Origin of the sequence: Vibrio nitrifigilis, assembly GCF_015686695.1 — a bacterium.
Classification (GTDB): domain Bacteria; phylum Pseudomonadota; class Gammaproteobacteria; order Enterobacterales; family Vibrionaceae; genus Vibrio; species Vibrio nitrifigilis.
In genome coordinates this window covers 2,000,876-2,026,685 of the sequence record NZ_JADPMR010000001.1, presented here as the reverse complement: position 1 = coordinate 2,026,685, position 25,810 = coordinate 2,000,876, and the positions used below count along the sequence as shown (strand labels likewise).

Annotated in this window: 22 protein-coding genes; 11 read left to right on the top strand and 11 right to left on the bottom strand. The window is 42.6% G+C overall.

Going from position 1 to position 25,810, the window contains the following annotated elements:
• Positions 1-118 precede the first annotated feature (118 nt).
• Positions 119-616 (bottom strand): hypothetical protein, encoded by a 498-nt coding sequence (locus I1A42_RS09000; protein WP_196123264.1) that lies wholly within the window; start codon positions 614-616, stop codon positions 119-121.
• A 176-nt stretch (positions 617-792) separates the two neighbouring features.
• Between I1A42_RS09000 and I1A42_RS08995 the strand changes: the two genes are divergently transcribed.
• Positions 793-1,062, top strand: coding sequence for a DUF968 domain-containing protein (locus tag I1A42_RS08995; protein WP_230389366.1), 270 nt, complete (start codon positions 793-795; stop codon positions 1,060-1,062).
• Between the two features lie 256 nt (positions 1,063-1,318).
• Complete coding sequence (locus I1A42_RS08990; protein WP_196123263.1) at positions 1,319-3,148, top strand: FG-GAP repeat protein; 1,830 nt, start codon at positions 1,319-1,321, stop codon at positions 3,146-3,148.
• Between the two features lie 683 nt (positions 3,149-3,831).
• Here the strand turns inward: I1A42_RS08990 and I1A42_RS24705 are convergent.
• The 5 genes from I1A42_RS24705 to rplY form a co-directional block, all read right to left on the bottom strand.
• Positions 3,832-4,278: a DUF4225 domain-containing protein gene (locus I1A42_RS24705; RefSeq protein WP_329604829.1), complete on the bottom strand. Its 447-nt coding sequence runs from the start codon at positions 4,276-4,278 to the stop codon at positions 3,832-3,834.
• 15 nt (positions 4,279-4,293) lie between these two features.
• The gene (locus I1A42_RS24700) at positions 4,294-4,548 is read right to left on the bottom strand and encodes a hypothetical protein (protein ID WP_230389364.1); all 255 of its coding nucleotides are present in this window, start codon (positions 4,546-4,548) and stop codon (positions 4,294-4,296) included.
• Entirely contained in the window at positions 4,545-4,814 is a 270-nt protein-coding gene (tssD, locus tag I1A42_RS24695; RefSeq protein ID WP_230389453.1) for a type VI secretion system tube protein TssD, read from the bottom strand. Before tssD ends, I1A42_RS24700 begins: the two co-directional genes overlap by 4 nt.
• Before the next feature lie 26 nt (positions 4,815-4,840).
• Positions 4,841-5,017 carry an Hcp family type VI secretion system effector gene (locus I1A42_RS24690; RefSeq protein WP_230389363.1) on the bottom strand — a complete coding sequence of 59 codons (177 nt, stop codon included), beginning with the start codon at positions 5,015-5,017 and terminating at the stop codon, positions 4,841-4,843.
• Between the two features lie 654 nt (positions 5,018-5,671).
• Positions 5,672-5,950, bottom strand: a complete 279-nt coding sequence (gene rplY / locus I1A42_RS08975; protein WP_196123262.1) for a 50S ribosomal protein L25 — start codon at positions 5,948-5,950, stop codon at positions 5,672-5,674.
• Between the two features lie 375 nt (positions 5,951-6,325).
• Here rplY and I1A42_RS08970 point away from each other — a divergent pair, with 375 nt between their 5' ends.
• Positions 6,326-7,060, top strand: coding sequence for a glycosyltransferase family 2 protein (locus tag I1A42_RS08970; RefSeq protein ID WP_196123261.1), 735 nt, complete (start codon positions 6,326-6,328; stop codon positions 7,058-7,060).
• Positions 7,061-7,196: 136 nt separating this feature from the next.
• Here I1A42_RS08970 and I1A42_RS08965 read toward each other — a convergent pair whose 3' ends face one another.
• The 4 genes from I1A42_RS08965 to I1A42_RS08950 form a co-directional block, all read right to left on the bottom strand.
• Entirely contained in the window at positions 7,197-8,555 is a 1,359-nt protein-coding gene (locus tag I1A42_RS08965) for an ATP-binding protein (protein WP_196123260.1), read from the bottom strand.
• Positions 8,545-9,204, bottom strand: coding sequence for a response regulator transcription factor (locus I1A42_RS08960; protein WP_161157286.1), 660 nt, complete (start codon positions 9,202-9,204; stop codon positions 8,545-8,547). Before I1A42_RS08960 ends, I1A42_RS08965 begins: the two co-directional genes overlap by 11 nt.
• Positions 9,205-9,207: 3 nt before the next feature.
• A complete protein-coding gene (locus tag I1A42_RS08955; RefSeq protein WP_196123259.1) occupies positions 9,208-9,600 on the bottom strand; it encodes a PepSY domain-containing protein in 393 nt (130 codons plus the stop codon).
• 134 nt (positions 9,601-9,734) lie between these two features.
• Positions 9,735-11,492: a DEAD/DEAH box helicase gene (locus tag I1A42_RS08950; RefSeq protein WP_196123258.1), complete on the bottom strand. Its 1,758-nt coding sequence runs from the start codon at positions 11,490-11,492 to the stop codon at positions 9,735-9,737.
• An 85-nt stretch (positions 11,493-11,577) separates the two neighbouring features.
• On the opposite strand from I1A42_RS08950, the gene rsuA reads away from it, so the two are divergent.
• The 3 genes from rsuA (at position 11,578) to I1A42_RS08935 (ending at position 14,442) form a co-directional block, all read left to right on the top strand.
• Complete coding sequence (rsuA, locus tag I1A42_RS08945) at positions 11,578-12,273, top strand: 16S rRNA pseudouridine(516) synthase RsuA (RefSeq protein ID WP_196123257.1); 696 nt, start codon at positions 11,578-11,580, stop codon at positions 12,271-12,273.
• 310 nt (positions 12,274-12,583) lie between these two features.
• Entirely contained in the window at positions 12,584-13,783 is a 1,200-nt protein-coding gene (locus I1A42_RS08940) for a Bcr/CflA family multidrug efflux MFS transporter (protein ID WP_161157282.1), read from the top strand.
• Positions 13,783-14,442, top strand: a complete 660-nt coding sequence (locus tag I1A42_RS08935; RefSeq protein WP_196123256.1) for a DUF2913 family protein — start codon at positions 13,783-13,785, stop codon at positions 14,440-14,442. The genes I1A42_RS08940 and I1A42_RS08935 overlap by 1 nt, the downstream gene beginning before the upstream one ends.
• A gap of 129 nt (positions 14,443-14,571) precedes the next feature.
• Here the strand turns inward: I1A42_RS08935 and I1A42_RS08930 are convergent, their stop codons facing one another.
• Positions 14,572-16,023, bottom strand: a complete 1,452-nt coding sequence (locus tag I1A42_RS08930) for a DUF2867 domain-containing protein (protein WP_196123255.1) — start codon at positions 16,021-16,023, stop codon at positions 14,572-14,574.
• A gap of 418 nt (positions 16,024-16,441) precedes the next feature.
• Here I1A42_RS08930 and I1A42_RS08925 point away from each other — a divergent pair, with 418 nt between their 5' ends.
• The 5 genes from I1A42_RS08925 (at position 16,442) to I1A42_RS08905 (ending at position 25,807) form a co-directional block, all read left to right on the top strand.
• Positions 16,442-17,113 carry an ABC transporter ATP-binding protein gene (locus tag I1A42_RS08925; RefSeq protein WP_196123254.1) on the top strand — a complete coding sequence of 224 codons (672 nt, stop codon included), beginning with the start codon at positions 16,442-16,444 and terminating at the stop codon, positions 17,111-17,113.
• A complete protein-coding gene (locus I1A42_RS08920; RefSeq protein WP_161157278.1) occupies positions 17,094-19,568 on the top strand; it encodes an ABC transporter permease in 2,475 nt (824 codons plus the stop codon). Before I1A42_RS08925 ends, I1A42_RS08920 begins: the two co-directional genes overlap by 20 nt.
• The gene (locus I1A42_RS08915) at positions 19,568-20,692 is read left to right on the top strand and encodes a lipocalin-like domain-containing protein (RefSeq protein ID WP_196123253.1); all 1,125 of its coding nucleotides are present in this window, start codon (positions 19,568-19,570) and stop codon (positions 20,690-20,692) included. The genes I1A42_RS08920 and I1A42_RS08915 overlap by 1 nt, the downstream gene beginning before the upstream one ends.
• Before the next feature lie 351 nt (positions 20,693-21,043).
• The gene (gene nhaA / locus I1A42_RS08910) at positions 21,044-22,213 is read left to right on the top strand and encodes a Na+/H+ antiporter NhaA (protein ID WP_161157276.1); all 1,170 of its coding nucleotides are present in this window, start codon (positions 21,044-21,046) and stop codon (positions 22,211-22,213) included.
• 705 nt (positions 22,214-22,918) lie between these two features.
• The gene (locus I1A42_RS08905; protein ID WP_196123252.1) at positions 22,919-25,807 is read left to right on the top strand and encodes a pyridoxal phosphate-dependent class III aminotransferase; all 2,889 of its coding nucleotides are present in this window, start codon (positions 22,919-22,921) and stop codon (positions 25,805-25,807) included.
• The last annotated feature ends 3 nt before the right edge of the window (positions 25,808-25,810 follow it).

Genomic DNA, 25,810 nt, shown 5'->3' with positions numbered 1-25,810 from the left:
TTAAGTCATCCCAACAAGGCCTGATTTCGATTTTTATTGGTATTATCAATTTAGGTTAGGTAGTAAATACCCACTGTAAAAAGTGGGTATTTTTATTTCATTAACTTAAAATTGTGTATTAAAGGGGCGAGTTAATGATAGAGCGGTGATCTTGCATGTCTTTCTCTACAGATTCTAAAAGTAACTTGAACTCGGAGACACTAGAGCTAGTTGTGCTGCCAAAAATACGTTCATAACCAACAAAAAATGCACATAGCAAAATGGAAATATTAAATAAGTCACGGCTGTCAAACATCTTCATCGTCATAACGAAAATGACGCCAACTAATATCAAATAGAAATCGCGCTCTGAATGTTTGACTTTGTGAGTATCAATAATAGTTTTTGCATCATTGATATCTATACTTGTGAGGCTGTTTTGGTTTATTACATATCTTAACCGACGTTTCCATTGAAGATTAAATTCTTTTTCAATTTTAATAAGGCGTTCCATTTCATCATATTTTGCTCTGGTACATGTTCGAAATACCCAGCTTTTCAATGTATACCAACGCTTTCTGAGCATTACATCTCGCTCTTTGGTGTATTTCGCCATTTCACTTTCTATCCAATCCATCGTAGTTCCTAGCCACGCTAATAATAGTTTTAATATTAAGAAGGCAAGAAGACCGAAAAGCCACCTAACCTCCGTCTTCCTATATGTTAAGGGAATCATTGCACACAAAAAAACATTTTTTAAATAAATATATGATAATAAATCATATCTAAATTAGATGTTGATGCATGGGTAGCATGTGGAACATTAGTTGGTGTACGGAAACTCGTGAAATACCCCGTAGTGATAAAAATGTAGATATCGCTGCTCATCATCTTATTGGGCATAGTGAGGGGAAGATGGGAAGTAAAGCTCATGATTTATTCACGATGCCATTGCATGTTGATGAATATCGGAATTTTCATGATGATCCAACAGGCTGGGAGTCAATGAATGGCTCCCAGCTCTATTATGTTAAGCAGACGATTAAGAAAGCGTTAGATATTGGTGTGCTGGTGATTGAATAAATGATGCATTTGTCATTTATTTATGTTGTTTATACCTAAAATGCTTTATTAATGTTTTTGTAAATATTTTTTTGATGTCGCATTGATACTGAATTGATACTGAATTGATACCGAATTGATACCGATAATGTTTTCAATTTGGAGTGGTTTATTAAAAATAAGGAATATAATAAATAAGGTTTCTTTAATAGCTTGCTAATGATAGTTATGTCTATAAATTCAATCTTACCAATTTATTACGAGCATATGCTTAATTATGAATTTTAAATCTAAGTCGATGTATATCGTCCCGCTAATTTTTTCGATGGCTCTAACCGGTTGTAAATCAGAATCAGTTTCTTTGTCTTCTTTTAATTTATCTGATATTAGCGCCTCATCCGGTAATGTAAAAACCATGACGCTAACTTGGACGTCAGCGTCGGACTCTTCAGGCGTTACTTACACGGTCTGCCAAAAAGATACTTCACAAGATAATGATTGCTTGGCATTGGGGTCTGTCGAAGATTCTTTATCCACCTCTATTACTGTCGATAGTCTGGTTAGTGCACTTTCTGCTGATTATTTTATTCTCGCCACTGCGGGTGAAAATAGCGAATCTTCGTCTGAAGCGTCCCTAACTGCAGATACGGTTACTAAGATGATTGGCTATATTAAAGCCTCGGATACCACTGCGGGTGATGATTTTGGCGATTATGTGAGGTTGAGTGACGACGGCCATACTTTAGCGATTGGCGCAGATGGAGCTGGTGTCTACCTGTTTGAATATAATGATGGCTGGACGCAAACCGCACATGTTGGCACTGATATTTCGGTAGTTGCTGATATTGCGTTAAGTGGTAATGGCAGTTATTTGGCTATTGGTACTGTTGATGATGATAATGATGCCACAGGAGTCACCAATGGTTCCGATGTCCCGGACAGCAGTTCTACATTAACAAAATCAGGCGCAGTCTATGTGTATCACGATGAAGAGGCAACTGGCTGGACTCAGGTAGCATATATTAAAGCATCTAATCCTTCTGAAGGTGACTATTTTGGCTGGAGTGTGTCATTAGACAGTGATGGTAACACTCTGGCTGTTGCGGCTCAATATGAAGATAATGGGGCAACTGGGGTTATTACCGATGGTTCTGAAACCACCGATAGCAGCACGGCCGCTCGTTCTGGGGCCGTGTATTTGTTTAGTAGAACCAATGACAGCTGGGCACAGAACACCTATTTGAAGGCCTCCAATACTGGAGCTGGTGACTATTTTGGCTATAGCGTTTCTTTAAGTGGAGATGGTAACACTCTGGCTGTCGGAGCCAGTAGAGAAGATAATGGGGCTACAGGGGTGATTACTGATGATTCTGAAACCACCGATAGCAGTACGGCCAGTGAGTCTGGGGCTGTTTATCTGTTTAACCAAGATGGCAGCTCGTGGTCACAAACCGCATATATAAAGGCGTCTAATACAGGTGCGGGTGACTATTTTGGTGTCAAGGTGGCCTTAAACAGCGATGGTAGTACTCTGGCTGTTGCGGCTACAAATGAAGATAATGGTGCTACAGGGGTTATTACCGATGGTTCAGAAACAACAGACAGTGGAACCGCAACAGATTCCGGCGCTGTTTATCTGTTTACCGAAGAGGATAATGCGTGGTCACAGATAGCGTATATTAAAGCCTCAAACACTGGTGAAGAAGACGGTTTTGGGTCTGGTATCGCCATAAGCAGTGACGGCAGTACTTTGGCTATCTCATCAGGATTGGAAGATAACGGTGCCTCTGGAGTAATTATTGATACGTCTGAAGCGAATGGTGACTCAGGAACAGCCGAAAACTCCGGCGCCGTCTATCTGTTTACCGAAGAGGATAATGCGTGGTCACAGACTGCGTATATTAAAGCTTCTAACACTGGTGAGGGTGACTATTTTGGTGGCATACCTAATTCTTCTAGCACCTCTTTAGATTTAAGTTCTGATGGCGATACTTTGGTTGTTGGGGCTCTTGGTGAAGATAACAGTGCCACTGGGGTGATTACCGATGGCTCAGAAACAACAGACACTGGAACCGCAACAGATTCAGGGGCAGTATATATGTATTAATCAGATTAAAGCTGATTAACAACACTTTTCTGAACACTTTATTCGAAAGTCTCACTTTAATTGGTGAGGCTTTTTTATATGTTGAAGACCAGCGAAGAGAGCATCAATTATCGTTATTGTGATATTTCCATAATATCTATCAATAGTAAGTTTTAAATTAATTCATTATGTAACTCTATGTCGATGAGCATAGATAGTTCTGAGGAATTTCCTGTAATGAGCGATATTCTACCTGATGCTTGGTAGCCTCTTAAGAAGTCTTCGGAGCTGTATCTAAATGACTTAATTTGTTTAGCTTCTGGCACATTTATCCTACTCGTCGTTATTTTTTGTGCTTTGGATGACAGAAAAAAGCTAGATATAAGAATATAGGTAAAGCTACGAATTGTATATTCCCCGGTAAATTTAAATTATTTACAATAACGTTCTCGAAGAATAATATGCTTGCAGGTGCTCCTTTTATGTCGCTTCCGTAAAGGAATATTGAATAAAATTGAGCCATTGTTGTAAGCATAATGGAGTATTTTAAAAAAAAGATTATTCCTTTTGACCTTCGTTTACTTAGTTGTTTAATTAGAACTACAGCGATTACTGAAATTGTTATAAAAGTTATTTGGCTAATCATTTTCAAGCTCATTGTTTAATGATTTTATTGTTATAGCATCTGCACCAGTTTCAAGAGCTCAAGCTCCTTTACTCATTGCTTGATAACCCCTTAGATAGTCCTCAGAGCTGTATCTAAATAGCTTAAATTGTTTGGCCTTTGGCGTTTTTGTCCATGGCATCGCTTTTAAGTTAGGTTTAGAGGCAATTTGATAAGCCTCTGCGGCATCCTTAGCAGTAGTGCTTTTAGCAGCTAAACCATAAGCCGACATGTCTAAATCAGCGCCGTAGTATGCAATGTCCCCATAAGATTTGGAATAACCTAGCGATTCTGCTGCATATTGATAACCTTCTCTCACTAACCCGGTGGCATTCTCATCACCGTCCCAAAAATATTTGCCATTTTCATACATGTTATTGGCACCATGAGCCATCATTGGTGCACCAATTAAGCATAAGGTTGTCGCGGAGGCATAGCATATCCCAGCGCCAGCCGTTACTTGCATGACACCTGCTATAAAACCGATCCCTTTTGGGGCAATCTAACTACCTTGTTCTATCAGACTTTGTTTTTCCTTTCGAAGCTCTTTGAATACGGTTGCTTTGTCTTTCTTTCCGTTCTTAAAGTCATTGACAAGGCATTGTTCAAAGCGATCGACCTCCCTAACAAACTGCATCTTGAAACTGCCATTTGAAATGTAGCGATGTGAAAGCGTAACAGCTTGCATGGTGAGGCCTTTACCGGCTTTTTCTACCTGTCTAACATTCCATGTATCGGGCTTGTTTGTGTCTCTCATCCTGCCATTCTTTCCCACGTCTCATAGCCTTCTGTACCAGCTATTTTATGTTTCCAAATAATGTCTCTATAAGAAAGGTGAAGCACTTCGGACATATCTTCATCGCCTGAACTAAGTACGTTAGGTTGGTCAAAAGACAGAGTGGTAATTAAGGCATCTACTAACTCAATGGAATAGAAGTTTTCGTTATAGCCTTGCTCATTGGTACGGAAGAAATTGATTGTGCACTGTAAATGCTCTTGTTTAGAAAAAACGTTTCCAAGCAGTGGTGACGACTTATCTATGGGTTTGGTTATCCTAGTTCTGCAGGACCACCGTGCTTGCTTAGGGTGTAATTACAAGCTAGAACGGTGATTTCATTACTGTGAGACTCTTGCGCTTTATTGCCAATGGAATCTTTTGTGTTACAACCAGAAGAGATACAACCTTGTGTTTTGCCAATGATAGAGAGGTATGCTGTATGAGCCATATTGTTTTGCCGTTATTCACAAAATAAAAAAGATTATATTGTTAACGGATTAAAAATCGAAAAGACATGCATAGTTTTGGTAGTAAGATCATATTAGCGACACATATTGAGTGTTCAAGGGGAAAGGAACTGACAAGGTCTTTATACAGGTTATTGAATTAAAAACCATTAATGTTTATCTTGCCAGTAGGTATGACAAATTATCTATATTAAATTTCTTTTACACCAGTTTAAGATGCTTATTGGACAGAGCGATTTACCTTGTACCACTCACTAAAGTTAGTGAGTTTGTAGTGGCATAGTGAATTTGGCCACCTGATAAGAGAAAGGAATAAATATTTACCTTTGGTCAGAAAAATAAAGAAACCTATATTCAGTATGCTGGTGGGATAGGGCAGAAACTGCAAGAAATCGGCTTAGATCTGACTACTGTATAACTACACCCTAACTACACCCCAAATACACCCACTGGTTAGTCAGGTATTATAAGTTATTGATAAATATTGATTAGTTGGCTTTTTCGGGCTTTAAAAACGGTGAAACCCCGATGTTGGTAGCATCGGGGTTTCGAATTTTTAGATATCTCGGTTGGTAAGGCCGATAATCTTTATGCAAAAGGCTGGATTAAATCCTCAATAATTCCTTGGTAGGGAATTAGATGCGGATGAAGTCCATGTGTTCAACTTTTGGCTTGAACGCGTGACGTTGAACGTCTTGAGGTTTAACTTGAACTTCTTGGCCATCAACTACTAGAGTGATTGCTTCGTAGAATTCAGGTTTGTCCATTTGGTTCAAGATATCGTCGTGGTTTAGTTCGATAGATACAGGCGCAGCCTCACCACCGTAAACGATAGCAGGGATTTTGCCTGCGCGACGTAGGCGGCGGCTCGCACCTTTACCTAGTTCAGTACGTACTACTGCTTCAAATTTCATAGTATTTACTCTCAAAATAGTAAAAAAGACTTCACAGTGAACAATGCGACCTTGTCCTCCTGTGGTAAAGCTTCGATGACTGATAATCAGCAACATCAAAACGAGCGCGGATACTATCATTCAAAGTCTTTTTGAGCAATAGAAATTATGGTTTTACTTAGGTCTTCTACCTGTTTGGCGTATTACTAACCAAATTAACGTCTAGTGCTAATAACAGCTAATTCAGTATTTGGGAATTATACATCGGGTTAATAGCAATGAGAGAAAAATACGTAATTACAAGATGAACGGAATCTGAACATTAGGATCATGAATGGTTCAGTTGGCTGTTGTTAGTATTAATCCAAATCGTGGATAAACCAACAAGGAGCCCACATGAAGCCTTTAAGTATTGTGATCATTACTCTTAATGAAGAAAGACGGATTGGCCGCCTATTGAGTGACTTGGTGGTACAAAATTATCGTAACTTTGAAGTGATATTGGTCGATTCAAACAGTGATGATTTGACCATTAATGTGGCAAAAGGCTATCAGCCACATTTGCCTGCAATGACTATTCATAAAATGGATAAACGTGGGGTAAGTCTTGGCCGTAATACCGGGGCAAAGCTTGCTCAGCATAATCGCTTACTATTTTTGGATGCAGATGTACGACTAGAACCTGATTTTTTAGCTAATGCTGTTGATTCCTTGGACAATAATGGATTAGAAGTTGCCGGGGTATATCGAAGTGCTAAAAAACTACCCGTACGCTATAAAGTAGGGTACAGTTTGTTCAATTTAGGTTTATTTAGCACGCAGTACTTTTTCCCAACAGCGGTTGGTGCTTGTCTATTTTCGACTAAGCGAGCGCATAAAGAGCTGGGCGGATTTGATGAAAACATCGAGCTCTGTGAAGACTGTGATTACGTAAAACGCGCATCGAAAACCTGGCGTTACCGTATGTTGCCAATGCCGACTGCATTTCAGTTTGATCCAAGACGTTTAGACCAAGATGGTTACTTAAAAACCGGCGGCCTGTATTTGAAAGCAAACTTACGTCGTTTGGTGTTTGGTGAAATGCGTAATGGAGAGATTCCATATGAGTTTGGCCACTATCGCGAATCATAAACCGCAACCGAATCAGCACAAAGCGTCAAACAAACCGATAATTGAGTGTGCTCTTTTATTGGTCGTCCACAAACGTTGATTGACCGTGCAGATACCCCCAACAACCTGCCAGTTGTTGGGGGATTTTTATATCTGCTTATTTGATGCCTGCTAACTTAAGACGTAACGTCGCTTTTAAGCCGCCGAGCTTGGCTTTTTCTAGTGTGAGTTTGCCGCGATAGCTATGTGCCATTTCACTGACGATGTTCAATCCTAATCCCGTTCCTGGAGTAGTTTCATCCAACCGAACACCACGCTGCATCGCTTTTTCCATCGCTTCTGTTTCAATACCTGGGCCATCATCTTCTACACAAATGTTGACCCAACCGCTTTGCTCCGTGTCTTCGCTGTAAACACGGATCAGAGATTGAGACCATTTGTATCCGTTTTCCAGTAAGTTACCTACCATTTCATCAAGATCGGATTCTTCCACCGCGACCTGCAATTCAGATTCTAGCTCATTGACTAATGTAATTTCTCTTTCGGCATACACTTTATCGAAGGCCATTGAAATAGCATCAATACGTTCACTGGGGGCTGTTTTGACCGATAAAATGTTGGTCGAGCCTGCCATACGTGCTCGCCCTAAGTGGTAGTCAATCTGTCCTTGAATCTGCGCTACTGGCGCTGACAGACGCTGGTATTGATCGTCATCCAAGCGGTCGACTTCGTTTTTAAGCACTGAGAGCGGTGTTTTCAAAGCATGTGACAGGTTACCTGCGTGATTTCGGGCACGATCCAGCAGTTCTTGATAGTGAAAGAGTAAAGCATTGAGGTCATTCACTAATGGCGAAATTTCTTGTGGGTACGTGTCGTTTAACTCTGATTGCTCACCTTTACGAAGCGCAGCCAATTCTCTTTGCATACGCCTTAGCGGTAATAAAGACCATGAAACTTGGATGCTGATGAGCACTAAAATGCCAATAAACAGTAGGCCTAAAATAATCCAAAGCTGGCCCATCACTTGCTGCAGCGTACTCTGCAGTGGGGCTTGATCCATACCAACGGTAATATTAATCGCGTGACGAAATTCGGGTAAGTAAATACTACGGTTTAATGTAATCAACGGTTCATTCCGCGCACCTTTGGTAACCGTTTTCAATCCGTCTTTTTCTGTGGTTAATGTTTGATCCCAAAGAGAACGTGAGCGAAGGGTGTCATGCCCCATATGGATAGTCCAATATAACCCACTGTATGGCTGACTATAACGAGGATCGGAAAGGCGAACGGGGAGGGTAAGCTGGCCATTATCATTCGCGCCTAAATTGGCGGTGATCTCATCCATCGCTAGGCTCATTTGGTCTTGAGCATCTTGTACCAAATAGTGCTTTACCAAATTAGGGATAAGGTAACCCGCAGCCACTAACATAACGCTTAACCATAAAGCAGCCGCCCATAGGAGGCGGCTTTTTATACTGAGTTGATGTTTACGTTTTGCTTGAGTTTTATTCTGCATGCAATTGATATCCTAAACCGCGCACGGTTTTGATGACATTAGGGGCAAGCTTTTTTCGTAAGCGCCCAATAAACACTTCAATAGTATTGGAATCGCGGTCGAAATCTTGTTTGTAAATGTGTTCAACCAGCTCTGTGCGCGAAATGACTTTATCTGGGTTGTGCATAAAATAAGCGATGACTTTATATTCTAGAGCCGTAAGACTGATTGGCTGGCCTTGCCAAGAGACTTTAGAACTGCGTGTATCCAAACTTAACGCTCCTACTTGCAATACCGGAGACGCATTACCAGAGGCACGACGTAACTGTGCCCGAATGCGAGCAATCAGCTCCATCATTTCAAATGGTTTCGTAAGGTAATCGTCAGCGCCAGCGTTTAAACCTTCGACGCGTTGAGTCAGATTATCGCGTGCGCTTAAAATAACCACTGGCGTATTAATATTTTCATCACGAATACTTTTTAATACCGTTAAACCATCGAGCTTTGGTAGACCGAGATCCAGAACAATGACATCCCATTCCTCGGACGTAGCGCGATACAAAGCATCGATCCCATCTTGTGAGAGTTCAGGAACCCAATCGTTTCCTTCCAAAGTTTGTATAATTTGTTCGCTTAAACGAACATCATCTTCAACAACTAAAATCTTCATGGTTTATCTTTTTATTAGTTCAATAACGTTTTTGCCACGAATCGACATCATGTCCAGATTACGGGCGTTATATTCCACTTTGTATACCTTATTTTGGTAGACAAGCTTTAATTCGTACACCCAAAGGTGACCTTCTTTTTCTAACTCTACTTTTATCACACGACCAAAGAGTTGCGCATCGACCGTTTGGTAAAGTTCAGAGAACGGTCTAATTTTCCCTTCTTGCACCGCTTGATACACTTCGCGCTGCTGCTCATCAATGTTGACTTGAGCTCCTGGGGGATGAATGTTCTGTGCAGGTGGTGGAGGGGGCATTGCACCTTCCGCCCAAACGGGAAGCGATAAACTGGTTAGCACCGCAACGAACGACAAGGAGGCGATTGTTTTCTTCATCATAAAAACCCCGGTTATTCATTGGATTAAACGGTATTGCGCCACAACATGAAATCTGTGACGCTGAATTATTAACCTCAGTTTAACGCCGTAAATATGAATAGGAGCTGAACTATAGAGTCATTTTAGCGAAACGCTTATTGACGATGTAATAGAGATTCATCACTCGGGCGTTCAAACAACTTGTCACGAATCACCCAAAATCGACCATTTTTGCGTGCGATGATGATTTCTGGTGGTCGAAAACGATGTTCATGTGCGGCGATTTTGGTTGGTGCGGTATCGGTAAACGGGCGATGCCTATCCACTAGATGAGGATTCACAAACCGTTGGAGAAACTCATTTTTTTGTGTTTTATTAGTCAGTTGCCAAACGTCACTGATTTCGGCCCCTTGGTCGCTAACGTACGTGACTTTTAGCTGAGGTTTACCGAATTTGTTTTTACCTGGTTCCATGCGTAAGTCGACACAATTCATAATCAACGCATCTTTTAACTTCAATGCTTCGCGGAGTTTTTTATCTGGGTCCACTAAGACGGCGTCGCACTCGTGACAGCGTCGAGCCGCAATGTCATTATCGGCGCCACACTCGGCACAAAATTTAGCGCGAAAGCGGTAGCCGCACTCTTCTCGTTCACCCGTGTCTTCATCTTCAAAATAGCCTTGGCAGCGTCGGCCATAATGTTCAATTAAAAAGCCGTTACTATCGAGTTTGCCCCAGAAGTTATTGTTAAAGCCGCAGGCAGGGCATGGGATGGTGACGATTTCGCTATCTGAATCAGGTTGAGGTTCGCCCACTTCAGGTTGAAATAGGTCGTAATGGTTTCCGGCGTATTCCAACACCAAACATTCGCTTTTACCTTCGGCCAACCGTAAGCCACGGCCAATAATTTGTTGATATAAACTGATGGATTCTGTTGGGCGTAATACCGCAATGAGATCAACATGCGGGGCATCAAATCCAGTAGTTAACACCGACACATTGACTAAGTATTTAATTTCTTGGCGTTTAAACGATTCGATAATAAGGTCGCGTTCATCCGTCGATGTATCACCAATCACCAAAGCTGCATTTTCATCCGTTAAGTAACTCATGATTTCTTTGGCATGATCGACGGTAGAAGCAAAAATCATCACGCCCTGTTTATCTTGAGCGTACTCGGTGACTTGTTCGATGATAGCCGGTGTTGCTCGCTCAGATTTGCGCAATACCGAGTTCAAATCCGCTTCACGATAGTACCCATTGGCAGAGGGGCGAATGCTGGAAAAATCATAACCTATGATCGCCATATCAAGGATTCGGGCGGGAGTGAGAAAGCCTTCGTCCAATAAATAGCGGATAGGTAATTCGAAAATACAGTCGCGGAAAAACCGGTCTTGCTCAGTACGTACTTGTCCACGGGTATGATATTTATAAATCCAGCCCATATCTAAGCGATAAGGGGTTGCCGTTAAGCCGAGAATTTTAATATTGGGGTTAACGGCTTGGACATGCGCAATGGCTTTTCGATAGGTACTGTTTTCGTTGTCTGGTACGCGATGGCATTCATCAATGACCAACAAAGAAAATTCTTCGGCAAAGGCATCAAGGCTATTTGCCATTGATTGCACCGAGGCAAAAACGACTTTTTCATCCGTCTCTTTACGGCCTAAACCGGCTGAAAAAATAGCGGCTTTTAATCCGTAACTTTCATATTTGGCGTGGTTCTGCTCAACCAGCTCTTTGACATGAGTCAGCACCAAAACGCGACCACGCGCTAGGCGGGCGAGTTCTGCTATCACCAAGCTTTTGCCAGCACCTGTGGGTAATACGATAACAGCAGGAGTGTCATGCTGGCGAAAATAGTGAATAACGGCTTTAACGGAGTCGCTTTGATAAGGGCGAAGTGTATACATGTGCCTCGTAAATATTTATGTGAAATAGCTCAACTAATTAAGTTTGGGTCTGTATAATACCCGACTCAAAGCAAATGAGGTATGCATGCGATTAGATAAATTCTTATGTGACGCCCTAGGTGTTACCCGCAAAGAAGCCACTAAGTTACTAAAAAGTGGTGAAATCGAGGTTGATGGTAGCGTTGAGAAAAAAGGTGCCACCAAACTAAGCGATGATAATGAAGTGATGTGGCAAAACCGCGAGCTGGTTTTGTCTGGACCGCGCTATATCATGCTTTATAAACCACAAGGTTTCGTGTGTACTCGCGTTGATGACTATAACGATACGGCATTTTTGTTGTTAGATGAAGTGAATGATAAAGATCTTCACTTTGCGGGTCGCTTGGATGCTGATACGACAGGCCTTGTCCTTGTAACTGATGATGGTCAATGGTCTCACCGTATTACATCGCCAAAACATAAATGCGATAAAACATATCGTGTTTGGTTGGCTGATCCTGTGCAAGACAACTATGTCCAAGCATTCCAAGAGGGTATTGAGTTACGTAATGAACGTGAAAACACATTGCCTGCGGAACTTGAAGTCATTGATGAACAAGAAGTATTACTCACCATTCATGAAGGAAAATATCATCAAGTAAAACGCATGTTTGCCGCTTTAGGTAATAAAGTCGTTGGGCTACATCGCGAACGGATTGGTGATATTGTTCTCGACCAAGATTTAGAGCCGGGCGAGTATCGGTATCTTACCGAAGACGAAATTGCTTCGGTCTGGAAATAACCACAAATATTATGTTGTTCGAATCGTTCGAATAACTTAACCAAGCTGAACGGTTTCAATTCATTTAATAAATAATAATATACCTAAGTAGTCTCTAGATGCTGTTTCAGCGAGAATACATTAGCCTTAAATAAGGCTTTGAATCCTCGATCTAAAGAGCTCTTGGGTATAATTATAACAACACCTTTTTATACAAGGGACGATTGCTTTAGCCAGTCGCCCCATAAAGTCATGCAATATTGAGGAACACCTCAATCTCAGCGAAGTGACGTTGTTTCACTATTTCGCTTCTTTTTCACAATGGAGAGTTATGCGCTCAACAACTTCTGATTCTCACTCCCATATTGGGTTGTTAATGTTTATTGCACTGGGGGCTATTGGCGCCCTGACTCCACTTGCAATCGATATGTATTTACCAGCAATGCCTGCCATTGCAAAAGACTTTGGCGTGAGCCCCGGTGCTGTTCAAGTAACGCTGACTGCGTATACCGCAGGGTTCGCAATTGGCCAATTGATTCATGGGCCTCTAGCTGATAGTTATGGTCGTCGCCCAGTGATGATTGCTGGGATCTTTTTCTTTGCGTTGGCCGCAATTATTAGTGCGACATCAACGAGCATTTATGAGCTGACTTGGGTTCGCGCAGCACAAGGTTTTGCTGGTGCTGCGGCAGCTGTCATTATTCAGGCTGTTGTCCGTGATATGTTTGATCGCGAAGATTTTGCCCGCGCGATGTCTTTTGTGACCTTAACGATTACATTAGCACCGTTATTAGCACCAATGCTTGGTGGGTATTTTGCAATTTGGTTTGGTTGGCGTTCTATTTTTTGGGCGCTGGTGATCTTTGCATTTTTAGTGATTGTACTTGTTCTGTGGCAGATCCCAGAAACATTAAAACCAGAGAATAGGTTGCCATTGCATTTGGGCAGTACACTGAAAAATTATTTCAGTTTATGTCGTAATAAAGAAGCGATGGGGCTGATTTTTTCTGGCGCCTTTTCTTTTGCCGGAATGTTTGCATTTTTAACCGCGGGCTCTTTTGTCTATATCGATATCTACGGTGTCACGCCCTCAGAGTTTGGCTTTTTATTTGGTTCCAATATCATTGCGATGATCGTGATGACGATGATCAACGGACGTTTGGTGAAAAAAGTCGGTTCTCATGCCATGCTTAGATTTGGCCTGACGGTACAGTTGCTCGCAGGTATTGGCCTATTTATTGGCTGGTGGCTTGGCGCTGGTATTTGGGGGACGGTTCCTTTTGTTGTCTTGTTCATTGGAACCATCTCAACCATTGGCAGTAATTCAATGGGGCTACTATTGAGCGGTTATCCACGTATGGCCGGAACGGCATCTTCTCTCGCTGGTACGTTACGTTTTGGTACCGGTTCATTGATTGGCTCATTAGTGGCCGCCATGCCCGACCATACCACTTGGCCTATGGTGTTTGTGATGGCTGGGTGTTCAGTTTTATCAGTAACTTGCTATTGGATATTTGGAAGAAAAGCATAGTGACAGAGTATTATTTAGAAATTCAAAATGTGGTCAACACTGCCTTAGCTGAACTTGATGCAGAGCATCAATCAGGTAAGTTGGCGAATGCACCTGTAGCAAATAATCATTTTTTAGTGCGTTGGGTGACTAAAGCGCTTAAAGGACAACGTTTCCATCGTTGTGTCGGCGATGATTTAACTCGCTGGCAAAAGGCAGGGCGCTCAAAAGGTAACGATGCCAACTTGTTACCGACATTTCAGCAAATTGCCGCTTTTTACGCACAGTTTTTTGCTAATGCAGCAGAAACAATCGTTACTGATCAACAGATTGAAGCCTTTCTTGATCTGATGGAAAGTGCTGATTGGGAAGTGTCTACATCTGAACCGATTGTCGGGCAGGGCAAAGTACAAATATTTACCTCAGGACAAAACTCTCTGGCACTGTGTGCCGACCAATGTGAATCATGTTTTGATGGTGAACGTTTGGTTAAACCGATGAGTTGGTTTGTGCGTGGCAATCATAATCAATTTATTGAGTTGGCCTCACAAGCTGGCTTTATGGTGCACAAGCGCACTGATTACAAATCAAACGTAAAATATCACGGTGAATATGTTGTTTACCCTGCTAACCAAGGTTTGCAGTTAGCTGAAATCCCGCTAGGGTTTCAGGTTAAGTAAACCGTTCCCAAACGACGTTAAGAAGCAGAAATACGCTTGTTGATGAGCTTATGAAGTTCAAATACATTCTTACTGCAACAGCATCTTGAGGTGACTGGTATATGATGCCGCCATATGTTGGCGGCATTTTTATCGCTGTGATTTGGCTTTGTCTAACGCTAATGCTTTTTTCTCAATGGCTTTGACCATGCCGCGGAAAATAAATAAGTGGGCAGGCATCATAGCAAACCAATACAATAAGCCTAAAAAACCTTTTGGGTGCCACCACGCCCGAATATCTATACTGCGCTGCTGTTCCTTGTTATCGATACGAAATTCCAACCGGCCTAATCCCGGTGCTCGCATACCAAAGAAGAGCGATAGAAAGGCATTTTTTTCACAGCGGATCACTTTCCAAGAGTCAATAAAGTCACCGACCTGTAATTCTGGCCCTGGTGGTGTACGTCTTACCGGACGGCCAGCGCCCACAAAAAGATCGAGCCATTCTCGAGTACGCCACAAAATATTGGCAAAAAAGTAACCCACATTTGGGTGGCCAATTGTCTGGATGACTTCCCATAATGATTCAGTGCTCGCTGAAGTAGTGAGTGTTGCCCCGGCTTGTTTAGGATAGAAGCCGAACCCAGATTGCCAACGTGTCAAAGCTGTTGGATCGTATCCCCACACCTTGCTGCGCACGAACAATCCTTCTTTTTCAATGGTCGCTTTTACGGCATCGCGATAGGTAGTAAGAGGTTGAGGATAGCGTTCTTGAATCGGGCGCGAATCAGCGATGTAATCATGCGACAGCCCGTCGAGTAATGCGCTACCAATATTTTTGGGCACGGATGTAACGAGAGATAGCCAGTAAGAGGCCATTTTAGGGGTTAATAATCGAGTTGACCACAAACGAAACGGTCGGTTAGCGAGTTTACAAATAATCGCGAATTGCTCACGATAACTAAGCACCTCTGGACCGCCAACTTCGAAAATTTTATTCTCTTCGGGAACATGATTGATTAAACATAAGAGATAGTAATTGAGATCATCAAGCGCAATCGGATTTGCTCTAGAATCAACCCATTTAGGCGCGATAAGGATGGGTAAGTTATAAACAAAATCTCGCATGATTTCAAAGGCAGCGGATCCGGGGCCAATGATGACTCCCGCTCTTAATTCGGTCACTTTAACGCCACTTTGGCGTAGAATATTGCCCGTTTCTTTACGTGCTTGAATGTGTTCTGATGAACCTGAAGGAGGCTGAATAGCACTTAGGTAAATCACATGCTCGATTTGGCTTTTTGCGAGCGCATCGCGCACATTTTGCGCTAGTGAGAGCTCATAACTCAAAAAGTCATAACCTTTGGCCATGCCATGAACGAGAAAAAAGACCAGATCATAATCCATGATGGTGTTATCAACAGCGCGTTTATCGGCAAGGTCGAGCTCAGTAATGGTTAGGCGAGGGTGGGCATGAAATCGCCCATGAAGAAAAGCAACATTACGCGCAGTAGCTGTGACCCTGTAACCTTGTTCAATGAGGAGCGGGACCAACTGTGATCCTACATATCCTGAGGCACCGAGTACTAATATTCGTTTCATTCGTTGTCCTTGTGTTGCCAAATCTCACCGCTTGGTGATCAGTGTAGCACGCACTATTGAATCTATTACTGACAAATCAGTATCTTGCTTGATTCGTTTGTTATTTAGCAATTCCTCATTGAAAAGGTGTCAATAAGTGATAAAGGTAATCTAATTCCTTGTCCATGATAAGGAGAAGTATGTTAGGATTTGTGCTCAATGATCATTGCTAGCCAAAGTAGCTAGCAAGGCACCCGAACTACTTTGTAATCTACATTGGTCGTGACACAAAATGGGGCATAGACCCTATAAATGGCGAATATTTTTCCACTTAAGTGCAAAATATTGCATATAATGTGATCTGGACTGCAAATTACTTTCTCCGAAACGTAATTTGGTGTAGATTCTGCACCCGTTAAATCAGATTGCGAGAGTATTAATGTTACAACTAAAGGACCTATCCAAAGGATATGTAGACGGCGATGAATTTCATCCAGTGCTACAGGGGGCTCAGTTAACATTAAACCGAGGCGATCAAATTGCACTAATGGGTGAAAGCGGCTCTGGAAAAAGTACGTTGCTTAATCTCATATCTGGTCTCGATATCGCCGATGCAGGTGAGATTTGGTTTGATGATTTTGCCTTACACTCTTCATCTGAAAAGAAGCGAACCGAATTTCGTCGTAATAATATTGGCCATATCTTTCAGCAGTTTAACCTGCTGCCAACACTTAATGTCGCAGATAATATTCGCTTTTGCCGCCAGCTAAAAGGTTTACCGCATGATGCGGGGTTGTGGCGTCAAATTCTTACTGCTCTCAATCTCATGCCTTTATTAGGACGTTATCCTGAAGAAGTTTCTGGTGGTCAGCAGCAACGCGCAGCGATAGCACGTGCATTGTATATGGAGCCTCGTATCTTGCTCGCTGATGAACCGACAGGCAGTTTAGATGAGCGTAACGCTGAAGCTGTGATGCGTCTGCTGACTAATCTGGCACGAGAAGTGGAATGTACACTTTTGTTAGTCACTCACAGTGAACAAGTGGCCAAACATATGGACGGGCGCATTAAGCTGCAGGGAGGTCAGTTACATGTTATGGCCAGTAGTTAAAGCGCTGCTGGGTCACTACCGCCGGTATCCCCTGCAAATCATTTTGGTGTGGCTCGGACTGACTTTAGGTGTGTCACTGTTGTCCGGCGTTACCGCAATTAATCAATACGCCAAGCAATCCTACGAACACGGTGAAAAACTTTTTGCAACGCCTTTACCATACCGTATTCGTCCTCGTTATTTGGCCGGACGTGTGCCACAAGACCTTTACGTTAATTTGCGCCGAGCAGGTTTTAGTCAATGTGTGCCTTTTGATAATGCGACGCTAACGACTCGTAAAGGTGTCGACATCAATTTAGTGGGTATTGATCCGGTGGCGATGGTGCCCTTAAAGAAGGGGTTGTCGTTAAACCATTTATCCACACTGCAGTTAATGTATCCACCACATCCCATCTTGGTGAGTGCCGACCTAGCTAAACTACAAAGTTGGCAAGATGGCGATTTTATTACTCTAGATGATGGTACCCAATTGGGCCCCATCATGATTGATACTGTCGGTTTGGTTAAAGGCACTCATATGGTGGCGGATATGTCATTGGTCCGTCATTACAAACATCATATGGGTCTATCCGAAATTGGTTGTGGAGAGATGACCAAGGCTGAGTTGGAATCACTCAAGCAGCAAATACCTGAAACCATGGTGCTTTCCCGCACAGTAAAAACCGAATTATCGGCACTCACGAACGCATTCCATCTTAATTTAACTGCTATGGGCATGTTGTCATTTTTGGTCGGGATCTTTATTTTTTATCAAGCGATGTCTTTATCGTTTGTTCAGCGCCAACTTTTGGTTGGGATGTTGCGTCAAGCTGGTGTCACGGATTTTCAGTTAGCCAAAGCGTTACTTGTTGAGTTGTCTTTGCTGATATTGGTGAGCTGGATATGCGGTAATATGTTTGGTTTAATGCTGGCTAATCGCCTGATTCCATCAGTATCTGCCAGTTTACATGATTTGTACGGTGCCAATGTTGGCCTCGCGATCCATTGGCAATGGAGCTGGAGCTTATATAGTTTGGTGATGGCTGTCATTGGTGCGCTTGGCTCATGTGCTTGGCCGTTGTGGCGCCTATTAAAGTCGCAACCGATTCGCCTAACAGCGCGACTTTCTTTAGTTCGTTTTGCTGGAGCCGAATTTACTGTGCAAGCGATTCTCGCCGTTGTTCTGGCAATGTTGGCTTTTGCTGTTTATCAAGCTCCTAAAACTCAAGCACTTGGATTTGTTCTAATTGGCTTAGTGTTATTAAGTGTCGCTCTATTTACTCCCTATGTGGTTTGGAAGATTTTCGATTTCCTTTCCTACCGGCTTTTTTGGGTGAAAGTGCGTTGGTTTTTTGCTGATGCCGCTGCAAGTATGAGTTATCGTGGTGTGGCCACAATGGCATTTATGATTGCTATGGCGGCGAACATTGGTGTCGAAACCATGGTTGGCAGCTTTCGTAACACTACAGACCATTGGTTAAGTGATCGATTAGCGGCAGACCTATATATCTATCCTACCAACAACAGTGCGACTCAAGTGAGCAATTGGCTAGAAAAACAGCCAGAGGTTAAAGCAGTTTGGTGGCGTTGGAAGAAAGATGTCGCGACTTCAACGGGCACGATTCAAGTGGTGAGTACGGGTAACTCTGAGCAAGAACGCCGCTCCTTGACCATTAAAACTGCAATTCCGCAGTATTGGTATTTCACTCATTCAGCTAAAGCGTTGATGGTGAGTGAATCAATGGCGATCAAAAATCATATCCGGCCAGGTGATTTTATCGATTTACCATCACCACTCGGTCCACGTTGGTTAGTCACTGGTGTGTATTACGATTACGGTAATCCATATGGTCAAATTATGATGTCTCAATACCAATGGATGTCTGTATTCACTGGCGTAGGGGATATTTCACTCGCTGTTGTTACTCAGCCAGACAGCGCAAAAGATGACCGTAGTGCCGATATGCAAGAACTCAAACAGAGGTTGTATGCTCGTTTTCATTACGATGTTGAGCGAGTCTATAGCAATCAGCATATCCATCAGCAAGCAATGAAAGTATTTGATCGCACATTCGTTATAACTGATACATTCGGCAACATTACGTTATTGATTGCAGTATGTGGCATTTTTTTCGCCACTTTAGCCGGAGAAGTATCGCGCCAACGGCATGTGGCTCTTTTGCGTTGTTTAGGCGTTTCAGCGAAAGAGTTAGTTTTTGTTGGAGCACTGCAGTTATTTGTCTTTTGGGCGATTGCGTTACTTATTGCAGTGCCTCTTGGGATAATGTTAGCTAACCTGATGGTCGATGTACTCATTAGAGATTCTTTTGGCTGGACCATGCAAGTACAGTTAGTGACCAGTAAATATATCGAAACCGCGTTATTTTCCATGTTAGCTCTACTTGTCGCAGGTGCTTTGCCTGTTTTACGTTTAGTCCGTAAATCGCCGATGACCTCACTAAGGGACGCTCTCTAATGAAGTTTTTCCGTCGTAATAGCTGCGTACCTGTGGTTATCGGAATCATCGTTCTGTTTTTTGTTGCTCTTGCTTATTTACTGTGGTCAACAGGGGCTGGGCTTCTTACTGGATCTTTGCATTCTAAGAAGGCAGAAAGTTTTTTCTTAGACCAGCAGCACTATCAACAAGTGATGCCCGATCATCCTGTGGTTCTGCCGGACGATTTTGCGTTTCATCCCAGTTTTCAAAATGAGTGGTGGTCTTTTGTTGCTAATGTGGAAGATGAGCAAGGTAACCGCTATGGAGTGCACTGGAATTTGATGCGCCTAGCTCATGATGATCGTAAATCAGTAAGTTGGGATCATCCTCAACTGTATTTGGCACAAGTCGCTATTTCCCATAAACATCAGGTTTGGTTCGATCAGAAATTGGCACGTGGCGGTATTGGCCAAGCAGGATTTCAGCGTGAGCCGTTTAAACTTTGGATTGATAATTGGTCTTTAAACGGTAAAGAAGCCAATCCGTTTCCCGGTGAACTAAATACGAATACCGATCAGGTATCTCTTCAGCTCGGCTTGGCTTTAAAACAGCCGATTCAACTTCCGGGCGAACAAGGATACCAACATATTGAGCCGTCATTATCCGCTGCTCTGTATGGATTTGATGTTCCTCAAGTTGCTGTTGCAGGCAAAATTCGTATCAAAGGACAGCGCAAAGCTCTAAGGGTTCATGGTGTTGCTTGGATAGGTAAGCGTTGGGGTAATAATTTTGTGTTGGAATCTAATCGCCATTGGGATTGGTTAGTTTTTCATATCCAAAATGGCATGACACTAACCGTGACGCGTTTTCGTCAACAGGATCAGGCACCAAGATTTTTTGGCACGATCACCTCGCCACAAGGAGAGAGTATCGCGCTGACTCAAGACGATATGTCTATGATACCAACACTTAATACGACGACAAACGGTCATTTAGTGCCGACCCAATGGCATATCAAAGTCCCGAGATATCATATTAATTTTACAGCAACTGCTGTGAACGCCAATATGTGGTTTCCATATGTTGTTCCATACTGGGAAGGTCCTGTTAATGTAAGCGGTTCCCACAACGCACGTGGATTCATGATCTTATCCGGTTATTAATGTGCTTCTCCTCCCACTTTTTACTCAAGTATTAATGACGCTATTGTCGATAATAGCGTCTTGTTCTCAACTATTGGTTAAGCATAGTGTAATCAGTTATTAATAATTAACTGTTTATAATACCCAATAAAATCTCACCTTTTTATTACTTTTTGACCTGATATTACTCATTCTCAGCCATCTGCTTTGATGGGAATTTAATCAAACCAGTATAAATATCGTAATATATGGCCTTATTTATCGGTTATTCCGAGGTTTAAGTTCATTACAAGCGATTATTCACCGCTCTATTAAGCAGCTACACTTTAGTTATCATCATGTTACAAAACTAATAATGAATAGGTGAATTGGATGGTTGCATCTGTAAAGAAGTTTTTTCAAATGGAGTCAGCTGGAGGAGTTCTACTCGTTATCGCTGCGATTATCGCAATGTTTGTGGCTAATTCCCCTCTTGCCAAAGCGTATTCAAGTACATTGCATACCTATGTGTTTGGTATGTCTTTATCTCATTGGATTAACGATGGCTTAATGGCGGTATTTTTCTTATTAATCGGTTTAGAAGTCAAACGTGAATTGATGGTTGGAGCGCTGAAATCAAAAGAGACGGCCATTTTCCCAGCCATTGCTGCGGTCGGTGGTATGCTGGCTCCAGCGTTAATCTACTCACTTTTTAACATGCAAGACCCACAGGCTATTCAAGGTTGGGCGATTCCCGCTGCCACCGATATAGCATTTGCTCTTGGTATTATGGCGTTATTGGGGAGTCGGGTGCCAACCAGCTTGAAGGTGTTTTTGCTTGCTTTGGCGATCATTGATGACCTTGGCGTGGTGGTGATTATTGCGCTATTTTACAGCAGTGATTTATCAACGGTAGCGTTGGCTGTCGGTTTCGCTATGACCGCATTGCTGTTTTTATTAAATGCGAAGAAAGTTACCCACTTAGCGCCATACCTGATCGTTGGTGCAATCTTATGGGTTGCGGTACTGAAATCTGGCGTACATGCGACTTTAGCAGGTGTGGTGATTGGCTTTGCTATTCCATTAAAAGGAGAAAAAGGTGAGCATTCCCCACTCAAGCATTTAGAGCATGCGCTGCATCCTTATGTTGCTTATGGGATATTGCCTTTGTTTGCCTTTGCAAACGCAGGCATTTCACTAGCGGGGGTCTCATTAAGTGGTTTAGCATCAACGTTGCCGATGGGGGTTGCGTTAGGGCTGTTTATTGGTAAACCTCTGGGCATTTTCACCTTCTGCTGGGTTGCGCTAAAAACAGGGTTAGCAAAAATGCCCGACCGTGTGCAGCTTAAACAGATATTTGCTGTTTCTGTTTTGTGCGGTATTGGTTTTACGATGTCGATTTTTATCTCATCACTTGCGTTTGGTACTGCATTAGAAAGTTACGATACCTATGCACGTTTAGGCATCTTAATGGGCTCAACATCAGCAGCTGTGATTGGTTATTTTCTATTAAGTGCGTCATTGCCCAAAAAAGTAACAGCAGAAGCGTCTGTTACTGAATAAAATGACCTCTATCACTAAATTAAAATGAAGCGCAATGTCGCTTCATTTTTTTTTGTTTTATTAAAATAGGCGTATTGGGTGAAATTTAACCATGCATCTAACCATAAAGAATTAATTTAGAATTACATGTCAACAAACTAATTAAATACAACATATAGTACCAAATTTATAAATTTGGAAGTAAATATACAACATGTTGCAAATAAGACTATCTAACACGTCTTTTGATCTTGGTCCCAAAATAAAATCCTCTCATTATGGTCAATTGTCATCGAAAAGTGATTGCGCCGGTGGATCTTTTTATGTTAATTTCCGCAACAATCTCGGACGTTGTTTCTGGGGGATACGCGTAGTGACCATCAGGCTGATTGGGACACTGCGTAGGGTAGGTACTGATAAATCCTTTTATTAGTAGACGGGATACTCTTGCTGCGGATACAGCAAACGAATGGGAAACCCAACATTGAACTCACGTAACTTGCACACATTAATCAGCTTTGTACTTCCTCTATGTCCAGTCTTAGAAGACCGGAGCATAACAGAACCTTGATTTTCTGAAGTTAATTCTTGTGGCCTTGTCTGCCACATTGCAGCTGTTGTACCACTTTTGTTTTTACATTAGTGGATTGTTTGCTATTTGTCTGTCTCCTCAAACCGCGTGGGTGGGGGAGTGAACTAAAATTTTGTATTCAAGGTGATGATAAAATGAGTACAGCCTTTGAAGTCGAAAACACTATCTCGACTATTTTTTCTAATGAGGTACCTGTTGTTGAAGGTATCTATGATCTTACACCAGACCAAGTTTTGCTTGACCAAGCAGAAAATGAGTCCGCAGTTCGTTCATACCCACGTCGCTTACCAATTGCAATCAAGCAAGCTCATGGCTGCTTGGTTGAGGATACTCGTGGTCAACTGTTTCTAGACTGTTTAGCTGGCGCTGGTACGTTAGCTTTGGGTTATAACCATCCAGAAATTAATCAGGCGTTGAAAGATCAGTTGGATGCGGGATTGCCATATCAAACTCTCGATATCGCAACAAAAGCAAAAACAAACTACATCAAAGCTGTGAAAGGTTTCTTACCATCAGAGCTTGGTGATAACTGCGTGATTCAGTTCTGTGGTCCTTCTGGTGCTGACTGTGTGGAAGCGGCGATCAAACTTGCTAAGCAGACCACCGGTCGTAACACAATGTTTGCTTTTCGCGGTGCATACCACGGTATGACGAACGGCACGATGGGCATGATGGGCAACTTAGGTACCAAAGCGCGTCGTACTGGTTTGATGTCTGACGTACACTTTATGCCATTCCCATACGATATTCGTTGTCCGTTTGGTCTTGGTGGTGATGAAGGTGCCAAAGCGGGCATTCGTTACATTGAACGTCTGTTGAATGACGATGAAGCAGGTATGGCGAAGCCAGCGGCGATCATTGTTGAACCAGTGCAAGGTGAAGGTGGTGTGATTCCTGCTCCTGCGTTCTGGCTTCGTGAATTGCGCCGCATCTGTGATGAGCACGGTATCCTGCTAATTTTCGATGAAATTCAGTGCGGTGTAGGTAAAACCGGCTATAACTTCGCGTTTGAAGAAGCGGGTATTGTGCCTGACGTACTGTGTTTATCAAAAGCGATTGGCGGTGGTATGCCAATGTCCCTTTTGGTCATCAACAAGAACTGCGATACATGGAAGCCAGGTGAACACTCAGGTACTTTCCGTGGTAACCAATTGGCGATGATCGCAGGTGCCAAAGCGCTTGAAATCATTCAACGTGATAAATTGGTTGAGCACGCCAATATTGCCGGCCAATATTTACGCATGGGTCTGGAAAAAATTGCGACTCGCGTGAACTGTATTGCCGACGTGCGCGGTAAAGGTTTAATGCTGGGTGTTGAAATCAAAGACCCAAGTGGTGCGTTAAATAAATTTGGTGAACCGCAAGCCGATTCTAAGTTAACGCTCGCGATTCAACACGCGGCATTGGAACGTGGCTTGATTGTTGAAAAAGGTGGCCGCGAAGGAGCAGTAATTCGTTTCCTATCTCCAATTATTATTTCATTTGAACAGCTTGATTTTGCTTTGCGTGTATTTGAACAAGCAATCATTGCTGCTGGTGGTGGTCAACGCGCTGAAGAAGATGCGCAGAATGATGAGTGGAAACAACACTTCATTCATACCGGTGCATTGGGTGCAAAAGATTTCGCTCGTGCGATGAACCAAACAACGGAAGCTTTGCGTGAAGTTTTTGAAGAAGTTGGTGCGCCTTATTCAGGTTTGAACCCAGAGCAGCTAGAACAAGCGATTAATGCCGTTGATTTGGATAACAAACACGCGTCGTTGCAAGATGTGATTGAAGAAACCGCGGAATTGGTGGGTAAAAATTCCATCATTGTTCAGCACCCTCATACTATTGCGCACTTGCATACGCCACCATTAATGCCATCTGTGGTTGCTGAAGCAATGATTGGTGCATTAAACCAATCCATGGATTCTTGGGATCAAGCCTCAGCTGCAACCTATGTTGAGCAGAAAGTTGTGAACTGGTTATGTGGCAAGTTTGACCTATCTGATAAAGCGGATGGCATCTTTACTAGTGGTGGTACGCAAAGTAACCAAATGGGCTTAATGCTAGCGCGTGATTGGATTGCAGATAAGCTATCCGGTCACTCTATCCAAAAATTTGGCCTACCAGAATACGCTCACAAGTTACGTATCATCTGTTCAGACAAATCTCATTTCACAGTGCAAAAATCTGCTGCGTGGATGGGATTAGGTGAGAAAGCAATTGTTGCCGTTGAAACCCATGAAAACGGTACAATGGATGTGTCTAAACTTGAATCTGTGATTGCAGGGGTTAAAGCAGAAGGTTTAATTCCATTTGCGATTGTGGGTACGGCGGGCACGACCGATCATGGCGCCATCGATGATTTGAACGCGATTGCTGATGTAGCTGCTGCCAATGAGTTGTGGATGCACGTTGACAGTGCTTATGGCGGTGCTCTGATTCTGAGCAGCCATAAAGATCGCCTTGCTGGTATTGAGCGAGCTCAGTCAATCAGTGTTGATTTCCATAAATTGTTCTATCAAACAATTAGTTGTGGTGCATTGTTAGTTAACGATAGTGCTAACTTGAAATACCTACTACACCATGCGGATTACCTAAATCGTGAGCACGATACGTTACCAAATTTGGTCGACAAATCTATCGCGACAACCAAACGTTTTGATGCACTTAAAGTCTTTATGACGATGCAAAGTGTTGGTCCAAAACAGCTTGGTGCTATGTATGACCATCTGTTGGCTCAAACCCAGCAAGTGGCTAATTTGGTTCGCAACAATTCGGCATTTGAACTGTTGGCAGAGCCTGCTTTATCTACGGTATTGTTCCGTGCCGTAAATGTTAACGCTTCAGACTTAGACAAACTAAATCAACAAGTGCGTCTAGAAGCGTTAGTAAGAGGTATCGCTGTGTTAGGCGAAACCGTTGTGAATGGTCAGTCTGCACTGAAGTTCACAATCTTGAACCCATGCTTGAAGATTTCGGATTTCGAATCTCTACTGGCTAACATTGAAACTCTAGCTCAAGAGCTAGCGAACTAAAGG

Coding starts and splice junctions, on each gene's coding strand:
- nhaA (WP_161157276.1), top strand. CDS start 21,044: ATGGTTGCATCTGTAAAGAAGTTTTTTCAAATGGAGTCAGCTGGAGGA.
- I1A42_RS24690 (WP_230389363.1), bottom strand. CDS start 5,017: ATGGCTCATACAGCATACCTCTCTATCATTGGCAAAACACAAGGTTGT.
- I1A42_RS08970 (WP_196123261.1), top strand. CDS start 6,326: ATGAAGCCTTTAAGTATTGTGATCATTACTCTTAATGAAGAAAGACGG.
- I1A42_RS08905 (WP_196123252.1), top strand. CDS start 22,919: ATGAGTACAGCCTTTGAAGTCGAAAACACTATCTCGACTATTTTTTCT.
- I1A42_RS09000 (WP_196123264.1), bottom strand. CDS start 616: ATGGATTGGATAGAAAGTGAAATGGCGAAATACACCAAAGAGCGAGAT.
- I1A42_RS08925 (WP_196123254.1), top strand. CDS start 16,442: ATGTTACAACTAAAGGACCTATCCAAAGGATATGTAGACGGCGATGAA.
- I1A42_RS08930 (WP_196123255.1), bottom strand. CDS start 16,023: ATGAAACGAATATTAGTACTCGGTGCCTCAGGATATGTAGGATCACAG.
- I1A42_RS08915 (WP_196123253.1), top strand. CDS start 19,568: ATGAAGTTTTTCCGTCGTAATAGCTGCGTACCTGTGGTTATCGGAATC.
- I1A42_RS08955 (WP_196123259.1), bottom strand. CDS start 9,600: ATGATGAAGAAAACAATCGCCTCCTTGTCGTTCGTTGCGGTGCTAACC.
- I1A42_RS08940 (WP_161157282.1), top strand. CDS start 12,584: ATGCGCTCAACAACTTCTGATTCTCACTCCCATATTGGGTTGTTAATG.
- I1A42_RS08990 (WP_196123263.1), top strand. CDS start 1,319: ATGAATTTTAAATCTAAGTCGATGTATATCGTCCCGCTAATTTTTTCG.
- I1A42_RS08920 (WP_161157278.1), top strand. CDS start 17,094: ATGTTATGGCCAGTAGTTAAAGCGCTGCTGGGTCACTACCGCCGGTAT.
- rplY (WP_196123262.1), bottom strand. CDS start 5,950: ATGAAATTTGAAGCAGTAGTACGTACTGAACTAGGTAAAGGTGCGAGC.
- I1A42_RS24700 (WP_230389364.1), bottom strand. CDS start 4,548: ATGAGAGACACAAACAAGCCCGATACATGGAATGTTAGACAGGTAGAA.
- I1A42_RS08995 (WP_230389366.1), top strand. CDS start 793: ATGTGGAACATTAGTTGGTGTACGGAAACTCGTGAAATACCCCGTAGT.
- rsuA (WP_196123257.1), top strand. CDS start 11,578: ATGCGATTAGATAAATTCTTATGTGACGCCCTAGGTGTTACCCGCAAA.
- I1A42_RS08965 (WP_196123260.1), bottom strand. CDS start 8,555: ATGCAGAATAAAACTCAAGCAAAACGTAAACATCAACTCAGTATAAAA.
- I1A42_RS08950 (WP_196123258.1), bottom strand. CDS start 11,492: ATGTATACACTTCGCCCTTATCAAAGCGACTCCGTTAAAGCCGTTATT.
- I1A42_RS08960 (WP_161157286.1), bottom strand. CDS start 9,204: ATGAAGATTTTAGTTGTTGAAGATGATGTTCGTTTAAGCGAACAAATT.